Origin of the sequence: Amycolatopsis sp. NPDC059027 (assembly GCF_042739735.1) — a bacterium.
Classification (GTDB): domain Bacteria; phylum Actinomycetota; class Actinomycetes; order Mycobacteriales; family Pseudonocardiaceae; genus Amycolatopsis.
Genome location: NZ_JBHYIK010000026.1, coordinates 108,613 through 116,290 on the forward strand (window position 1 = coordinate 108,613; position 7,678 = coordinate 116,290).

General features: G+C 68.9%; 8 protein-coding genes. 7 read left to right on the forward strand and 1 reads right to left on the reverse strand.

Translation table 11 applies throughout. From position 1 onward, the window contains the following. Positions 1-160: 160 nt before the first annotated feature. From ACFWY9_RS19870 to ACFWY9_RS19885, 4 genes are read left to right on the forward strand one after another with little or no spacing between them, the layout of a single operon-like run. Entirely contained in the window at positions 161-808 is a 648-nt protein-coding gene (locus tag ACFWY9_RS19870) for an ABC transporter permease (protein ID WP_378325963.1), read from the forward strand. Next, positions 795-1,985, forward strand: a complete 1,191-nt coding sequence (locus ACFWY9_RS19875) for an ABC transporter ATP-binding protein (protein WP_378325962.1) — start codon at positions 795-797, stop codon at positions 1,983-1,985. Before ACFWY9_RS19870 ends, ACFWY9_RS19875 begins: the two co-directional genes overlap by 14 nt. Further along, positions 1,982-2,761, forward strand: coding sequence for an ABC transporter permease (locus ACFWY9_RS19880; protein WP_378339486.1), 780 nt, complete (start codon positions 1,982-1,984; stop codon positions 2,759-2,761). Before ACFWY9_RS19875 ends, ACFWY9_RS19880 begins: the two co-directional genes overlap by 4 nt. Continuing rightward, positions 2,761-3,735, forward strand: a complete 975-nt coding sequence (locus ACFWY9_RS19885; protein ID WP_378339487.1) for a glycine betaine ABC transporter substrate-binding protein — start codon at positions 2,761-2,763, stop codon at positions 3,733-3,735. Before ACFWY9_RS19880 ends, ACFWY9_RS19885 begins: the two co-directional genes overlap by 1 nt. 59 nt (positions 3,736-3,794) lie before the next feature. Here ACFWY9_RS19885 and ACFWY9_RS19890 read toward each other — a convergent pair whose 3' ends face one another. Further along, on the reverse strand, positions 3,795-4,259 hold the full coding sequence (locus ACFWY9_RS19890) for a DUF6474 family protein (RefSeq protein WP_378325959.1): 465 nt from the start codon (positions 4,257-4,259) through the stop codon (positions 3,795-3,797). 91 nt (positions 4,260-4,350) lie between these two features. Here ACFWY9_RS19890 and ACFWY9_RS19895 point away from each other — a divergent pair, with 91 nt between their 5' ends. From ACFWY9_RS19895 to ACFWY9_RS19905, 3 genes are all read left to right on the forward strand, one after another. Next, a complete protein-coding gene (locus ACFWY9_RS19895; RefSeq protein ID WP_378339488.1) occupies positions 4,351-5,994 on the forward strand; it encodes a TM0106 family RecB-like putative nuclease in 1,644 nt (547 codons plus the stop codon). Between the two features lie 87 nt (positions 5,995-6,081). After that, on the forward strand, positions 6,082-6,729 hold the full coding sequence (locus ACFWY9_RS19900) for a helix-turn-helix transcriptional regulator (protein WP_378339489.1): 648 nt from the start codon (positions 6,082-6,084) through the stop codon (positions 6,727-6,729). Positions 6,730-6,893: 164 nt separating this feature from the next. Further along, a complete protein-coding gene (locus tag ACFWY9_RS19905) occupies positions 6,894-7,571 on the forward strand; it encodes a class I SAM-dependent methyltransferase (RefSeq protein ID WP_378325956.1) in 678 nt (225 codons plus the stop codon). Positions 7,572-7,678: the final 107 nt, after the last annotated feature.

Here is a 7,678-nt window from a genome sequence, read left to right on the forward strand (position 1 = left end):
GCGTCGGTTGCCGAACCCGGGGCGATGGGGAACGGTGTTTTACCGACAGCGGTCAAGGGGGTTTGAGCCGAGTCTGTTCCGGGTAGTGACACTGCCGATCAGACGGTTACTCCGAACGAGTGACGGCGATCCTCCACACGCGGCAGGAGAACAGACACGGATGAATCTCTTCGAGTACATCTCGGACCGGTGGGACAAGCTTTATCTGGAAGCGCTCCTGCACGTCAGCGTGGTGGTGCAGTGCACGATCCTGGCGGCGGTCCTCGGCGTGCTGATCGGTGTCGCGGTCTACCGCAGCCCGGTCGGCTCGGCCGTGGCCACGGCGCTGGCCAGCACGATCCTCACGGTGCCGTCCTTCGCGTTGCTGGGTCTGCTGATCCCGCTGTCCGGTCTGGGATCGACCACGACGGTCATCGCGCTCGTCCTCTACGCGCTCCTGCCGATCGTCCGGAACACCATCGTCGGCCTCGACGGCGTCGACCCGGCGGTCGCCGACGCGGCCCGCGGTATCGGGATGAGCCGCGTCGGCGTGCTGACCCGGGTCGAGCTGCGGCTGGCCTGGCCCGCGATCCTCGCCGGCATGCGAGTCGCGACGCAGATGCTGATGGGCATCGCGGTCATCGCGGCCTACGCGAAGGGGCCGGGCCTCGGCGGCGAGGTGTTCTCCGGCCTGACCAACGCGGGGAGCACCAACTCACTCAACCAGGCGCTGACCGGGACGATCGGGGTCGTCATCCTCGCCCTCGTCCTCGACGGCATCTACGTCCTGATCAACCGTTTCACCGTTTCTAGGGGTGTCCGTGGCTGAGCACGAGCAGGTTTCCGGCGTCGAGATCGAGCTGGAACACGTCACCAAGCGCTACTCCGGCACGCGCGAACCCGCCGTCGACGACTTCTCGATGGTCGTGCCCGCCGGCAAGATCGTCGTCTTCGTCGGCCCGTCCGGGTGCGGCAAGACGACCACGATGCGGATGATCAACCGGCTGATCGAGCCGACGTCCGGGCGGATCACCGTCGGCGGTGAGGACGCGCTGAAGTTCGACGTCGACAAGCTGCGCCGCGGGATCGGCTACGCGATCCAGCAGGCGGGGTTGTTCCCGCACTTCACCGTCGCGCAGAACATCGGCGTGGTGCCCGGGCTGCTGGGCTGGGACAAGAAGAAGGTCAACGACCGGGTCGAGGAGATGATGGACCTGGTCGGCCTTGACCCCCGCGACTTCCGCGACCGTTTCCCGCGTCAGCTCTCCGGCGGTCAGCAGCAGCGCGTCGGCGTGGCACGGGCACTCGCCGCGGACCCGCCGGTGCTGTTGATGGACGAGCCGTTCGGCGCGGTCGACCCGATCACCCGCGGCAACCTGCAGGACGAGTTGCTGCGCCTGCAGACCGAGCTGAAGAAGACGATCGTGTTCGTCACGCACGACTTCGACGAGGCGGTCAAGCTCGGCGACAAGATCGCGGTGCTCGGCAACAAGTCGTCGATCCTGCAGTACGACACCCCGGAGGCGATCCTCGCCAACCCGGCCAACGACACGGTCGCCGGGTTCGTCGGCGCGGGCGCGTCGCTCAAGCAGCTCACGCTGATGCGTGTCCGTGACGTGGAACTGAAGCAGGAAGCGCTCACCGCCGGGATCGACGAGTCCCCGGCGGCGGTGCGGGAAAAGCTTGCCGCACAACGGAAGCACTTCGTCCTCGTACTCGATGCCCGGCGGCGTCCCGCGCGCTGGGTGCACCTCCGGGAACTCACCTCGGCGACGTCGCTGGAAACGGCGGGACGTCCGCTGCGTGACGTCGTCAGCCTGCAGTCGACGTTGCAGGACGCGCTCGAAGCGATGCTCGCCGAGGGCGGCGCGGTGCCGGTCACCGGCTCCCGCGGCGAGTACGCCGGGACGATTCACCTGGAGACGGTGATCTCGACGATCCAGCAGCTGCGTGACGACCACGCGGACGATCACGAAGCCGACGAGTCGGAAGGCGCACCCGCATGACGGCCGCCGTCGACACCGGTTTCACGACCGAATCCAGTTCGCGTGGCGCGGAGCGCGTCCGGCTGTTCGCGCAGCCCGTCGTCGTGCTCGTGATCGTCGCGGCTGTGCTGATCTGGGTGTTCTCCAGCGGGCTGACCGCGACGGAGAAGGCGACGTTGAACACGACGTCGCTGCTCACCGCGTTGAAGGACCACGTGCTGATGACCCTGGTGGTCACCGCGATCGTGCTCGTCGTGGCGGTACCGCTGGGCATCCTGGTCAGCAGGCCGTGGGCGCGGTGGGCGGCGCCGGTGTTCCTGGCGATCGCGAACATCGGGCAGGCCGCGCCCGCGCTCGGCGTGCTGGTGCTGTGGTTCATCGTCACCGGCGCGGTCGGCGGGATCTGGGTCGCTTCGCTGCCGCTGGCGTTCTACTCGCTGTTGCCGGTGCTGCGAAACACCCTGGTCGGCCTGCAGCAGGTCGATCCGGCGCTGATCGACGCCGGGCGCGGCATCGGGATGTCGGCCTCCGGCGTGCTGTGGCGGGTCGAGATGCCGTTGGCCATCCCGCTCATCCTGGCCGGTCTGCGCACTTCACTGGTGTTGGCGGTCGGGACGGCGACGTTCGGCATGTTCGTCAACGCCGGCGGCTTCGGTCTGCTGATCGACACCGGCTACAAGCTCAACCTGACGAAGGTGCTGATCACCGGCTCAGTGCTGGCCGTCGCGCTGGCGCTGCTGGTGGACTGGCTGGGCGCGGTCGCCGAGCAGTACTTCGGACCGAAGGGACTTCGCTGATGCGGCGGTTTACGCGCAGGGTCGCGGCGCTGGCCGGGGCGGTGCTGCTTTCGGGGTCGCTGGCCGGGTGCGGGCTCGACGTCAACACGGGCGTGCCGTACACGATCCACCCCGGGTCGATCCAGCCGATCCCGTCGCTCGAAGGGCTCAAGGTGACGGTGGGGTCGAAGGACTTCACCGAGAACATCATCCTGGGCTACATGGCGGAGATGGCGCTTTCCGCCGCGGGCGCGGACGTCATCGACCTGACCGACATCAAGGGCTCGAACTCCTCGCGGCAGGCACTGCTCAACGGCCAGACCGACGTCACGTGGGAGTACACCGGCACCGGGTGGATCAACTACCAGGGCAACGAGCTGCCGGTGCCGGGCGGCGAGAAGGCGCAGTACGAGGCGACGAAGGCGGCCGACGAGCAGAAGTACGGCGTCGCGTGGCTGAACTACTCGCCGCTCAACGACCAGTACGGGTTCGCGGTCACCGAGGCCTACGGCGAGAAGAACAACCTGAAGACGACGTCCGATCTGGCGGCGTTCCTCAAGAAACAGCCGGATCAGGGCGTGTTCTGCCTGGAGACCGAGTTCACCAGCCGCCAGGACGGCTGGCCGGCGGCGCTCAAGGCGTACGGATTCCAGAATCCGCAGGTGAAGAACTTCGGCATCGGGACGATCTACTCGGCGATCTCGAACGGCACCTGCAACATCGGTGAGATCTTCACGACCGACGGCCGGATCGCCGGTCTGCACCTGCGGGTGCTCGAGGACGACAAGAAGGCGTTCCCGCAGTACAACGCCGTTCCGACGCTGCGGAAGTCGTTCCTGGACGCGCATCCGGAGATCCGAGGACCGCTGGAGAAGGTGGCCGCGGCGATCGACAACAAGCAGATGATCGAGCTGTGCAAGCAGGTCGACGTCGACGGCCTCGACGCGGGCAAGGTCGCCTACAACTGGATGGTCTCGAAGGGCTTCATCAAGTAGCCCGAAGGTCCGTGAAGGCCCCCTTCACAGCGCTCAGTGCTGTGAAGGGGGCCTTCGTGTCAGAGGCCGAGGCGGTGCAGGAGCTGGCCTTCGAGCCGGTCGAGTTCCCCGGCGACGGCGCGGTGGGCGGGCTTGCGCCGCGAGGTGGGCATGCGTTCCGCGGCGCGGACGGTGGCCGAGAGCTGCTCCAGCGTTCCCTGCGCGTCGGCGGCGAAGGACAGGTCGGCCTCCGATGCTTTCGACGACTTCCGCAGTTCCGCCAAACCCTGCGCCAGTCCGGCGATCCTGGCGTGCAGCGCGGCGCCGCGGCCGGTGTACTCGCCGAGCTGGTCGACGCTCACCCCCAGCTTCCGTGCCTGGTAGCGGTCGTACAGCTCGCGCGCGGCCCCAGCGGCGCGGACGGCGTAGGGCGCGACCACCGGGATCACGGCGGGGCCGATCACCTTGGCTACCGCGATGGCGTTCTTCGCCTTCTTCGGCGTGATCCGTGCCTCACCATCGACCTGCTTGGCCTTACGCGCCATAGCCCACCTCCGCGACGTGTCGACGTCGAACTTACTGGTCCCCGAGGTGGCGGGCATGTCGGCCGGCGGGAGTGCTTCTAAAGTGATCGGCATGGAACGTGAGGTGGTGCTCGACGCGGGGGCGGTCAGCCGCTGCCGTCGTCGCGTGCACCTCGAGCACGACCCGGCGATGCGCGGCGTTCCGCTGCCCCCGCCGGACCCGACGGCACAACAGCGGATCGCCGACGCCACGGCGCACCGCGAGGAGATCCTGCGGCGGCTCATGGCCGCGACCGGGCCGGATGCGACCTGGGCGACGATCCCGCGTGACCTGCCCGCGGCCGAACGTGTGCAGCGCACCGAAGCCGCGCTCGCCGAGGGCGTCGGCCACATCTGGGGCGCGTTGTTCCCGGTCGACCCCGCGGCCCACCGGCGCGGCGGCGTCGATCTTCTTGTCCACACCGGACAGGGCTACGTGCCGGTTCTCGTGGTGCGCCACCGCATCACCGACCGCGGCACGGGAGCGCAGACGACCCCGGTGACCGATCTCGACCCGGCGCACCGCGCGGCGGACGAGCAGCGCAAGGTGCGCTCGCAGCCGCGCGATCAGCTGAAGCTCGCGCATCTGCACCGCATGCTCCAGTCGCTGGGACACGCCGACTCGCGGGCGGTCGGCGGGGTGATCGGCCTCGACGCGGACGTCGTCGTCTGGCACGACCTCACCGCGGGCACCTGGCCGGGCGGGCGCAGCGCGCTCGCCGAGTACCAGAGCCGCTTCGCCGACCGGGTCGCCGTGGCGACCGCCGCCGCGAACGGCGACGAGCCGCTGGCGAGCCCGTCCCGGATCCTCGAATGCCGCCGCTGCCCGTGGTGGTCCACCTGCGAGGTGGTGCTCACCGAGACCAGGGACGTGAGTCTCGTGGTGCGCGGCGAGGACGCGATGGAGCTGCGCCGGTCCGGCGTGTCCACAGTGGACAAGCTGGCCGCGCTGGACCCCGCCGACGAGCCGCCGCCGATGAACTGGACGGGCGGGTCCTTCGCCGACGCGATCATGCTCGCCCGCGCCTGGCTCGCCGACCTCACCATGGTTCGCCGGGTCGACGTCGTCGAGGTGCCGCGCGCGGACGTCGAGGTCGACGTCGACATGGAGAGCTTCGGCGATTCCGGCGCGTACCTGTGGGGCTCGCTGCTCACCGGCGCCGACATCGGGCTGCCGCGGGGATATCAGGCGTTCGCGACCTGGGATCCGTTGCCGACGCACGACGAGGCCCGCTCGTTCGCCGAGTTCTGGGCGTGGTTGAGCGATGTTCGCGAGCGCACGGCGGCGGCAGGGCTGACCTTCCGCGCCTACTGCTACAACGCGCTCGCCGAGAACCGCTGGCTTTTCGGCTCGGTGGAGCGCTTCGGCGATCACCCCGGCATCCCGTCCCGCAAGGAGATCGAGTCCTTTGTGGACTCCGAGGAGTGGGTGGATCTCTTCCGCAGCGTCACCGACCAGTTCCTGTGCTCGCACGGCAAGGGGCTGAAGGTGATCGCGCCGGTCGCCGGGTTCGCCTGGCGGGATCCGGAGGCGGGCGGCGAGGCGTCGATGCGCTGGTACCGCGACGCGGTCGGGATGGACGGCGGCGTGCCGGACGACGTCCAGCGCGAGCGGTTGCTCCAGTACAACGAGGACGACGTCCGCGCGACCTACGCGCTGCGCGAGTGGATGAGCACCCGCGCGCAGACCGAAGTCCCGTTCGCACTCGACCTCTGATCTCTTAGTTTGTGAGATACTTGACGAGGCTGAGGTATCTCCGCATACTCGTAGGCGAGTACTCGTTCACGAGCTAAGGATCAAGTGATGGCGAAGCGGCGCAAGGTCGGCAACCTGCTGGGCCTCGCCGTGCTGTCGACGCTGGTCGAGCGGCCGATGCATCCCTACGAGATCGCCTCCTTGCTGCGGGAACGCAACAAGGAGCGCGATATGAACATCAAATGGGGCTCGCTGTACACCGTGGTCGGCAACCTGGAGAAGCACGGGTTCGTCGCGGCGGTGGAGAGCGTGCGCGAAGGCGGGCGCCCGGAGCGGACGGTCTATCGGCTGACCCCGGCGGGACGCGCCGAGTACGAGGACTGGGTCCGTGAGCTGCTTTCGACGCCCGAGCGGGAGCAACCGCGGTTCGAGGCGGGGCTGTCGGTGATGGCGGTGCTCGGCCCGGACGAGGTCGTCGCGTTGCTGGGCCGCCGGGCCGACCTGCTGGCCGCCGAGATCATCGAGCAGCGGGAAACGCTGGCGCGGGTGGCCGAGGAGATTCCGCGGCTGCTGCTGGCCGAGGCCGAATACGACCTGGCCATGCGCTCGGCGGAGCTGAACTGGGTGCGCTCGTTCGTGGCCGAGCTGGCTTCCGGGGAAATGCCGGGTGTCGAAGCGTGGCGGCACTGGTTCAAGACCGGCGAAATCCCGGACGACATGAGCGAACTGGCGGAGAGGGGGAGCACACAGGCCTGAGAAGGGGGCGACCCCGGCGGGTGCTGGCACACCACGCCGGGGTCTGGAACCTCGAACCGAACCCGTGCACGGATCCCGGCCACGAGGTGGCAGCGTCAGGATAACCGGGAGCCTTGTCGTGGGCCGGTTCGGACGAAACACACGAACCGAAACCGGAGAAACCCATGAAGAACCAGGAAATCACCCGCGAACGCCGCAAGCTCGTCCCCGAGATGGGCGGCACGGTGGCGCGGATGTACGCGAGGCAACGTGGCACCGAGGCACAGCTCGCGATGTGGCGGAAACAGGCGGCGGAGATGACCGCGGATCTGCCGGACGGCGCCGACATCCTCGAAGTGGCTTTCGGGCCCGGCTATTTCGCCGTCGAACTGGCGCGGCTCGGCTTTTCGGTCACCGGGCTGGACGTCGCGCGCACGTTCGTCGAGCTGGCGAACGAGCACGCGGCGAAGGAGCGGCTGCGCGTCGACTTCCGGCAGGGTGACGTCGCGGCGATGCCGTTCGAGGCGGAGTCGTTCGACTTCGTCGTCTGCCAGGCGGCGTTCAAGAACTTCACGCGCCCGGTCGACGCGCTCGACGAGATGCACCGGGTATTGCGGCAGGGCGGGGTCGCGGTCGTCCAGGACCTGAACTACGAGGCCACGGACGAGGACATTGCCCGTGAGGTCGAGAACATGGACATCGGGCGGGTCGCCGGGTTCACCACGCGGCTGACGCTGGGCGGCATGCTGCGCCGCCGGGCCTATTCGCCGGAGCGGTTCCGTCTGATGGTCGCCCAAAGCGCGTTCAAGACCTGCGAGATCACCACACCCGGTATCGGCATCGAGGTCACGCTGCGCAAGTGAGCTGAAGGGGGGGGGCGGAGCCGCCCACCCACCCCCCCGACCCCCGCCCAACGCCCACGCGCCACGCGTCCCCGCCCCCCCACCGGGCGCCCCCCCGGGCCCCGCCC

Coding starts and splice junctions, on each gene's coding strand:
- ACFWY9_RS19895 (WP_378339488.1), top strand. CDS start 4,351: ATGGAACGTGAGGTGGTGCTCGACGCGGGGGCGGTCAGCCGCTGCCGT.
- ACFWY9_RS19905 (WP_378325956.1), top strand. CDS start 6,894: ATGAAGAACCAGGAAATCACCCGCGAACGCCGCAAGCTCGTCCCCGAG.
- ACFWY9_RS19890 (WP_378325959.1), bottom strand. CDS start 4,259: ATGGCGCGTAAGGCCAAGCAGGTCGATGGTGAGGCACGGATCACGCCG.
- ACFWY9_RS19870 (WP_378325963.1), top strand. CDS start 161: ATGAATCTCTTCGAGTACATCTCGGACCGGTGGGACAAGCTTTATCTG.
- ACFWY9_RS19885 (WP_378339487.1), top strand. CDS start 2,761: ATGCGGCGGTTTACGCGCAGGGTCGCGGCGCTGGCCGGGGCGGTGCTG.
- ACFWY9_RS19900 (WP_378339489.1), top strand. CDS start 6,082: ATGGCGAAGCGGCGCAAGGTCGGCAACCTGCTGGGCCTCGCCGTGCTG.
- ACFWY9_RS19880 (WP_378339486.1), top strand. CDS start 1,982: ATGACGGCCGCCGTCGACACCGGTTTCACGACCGAATCCAGTTCGCGT.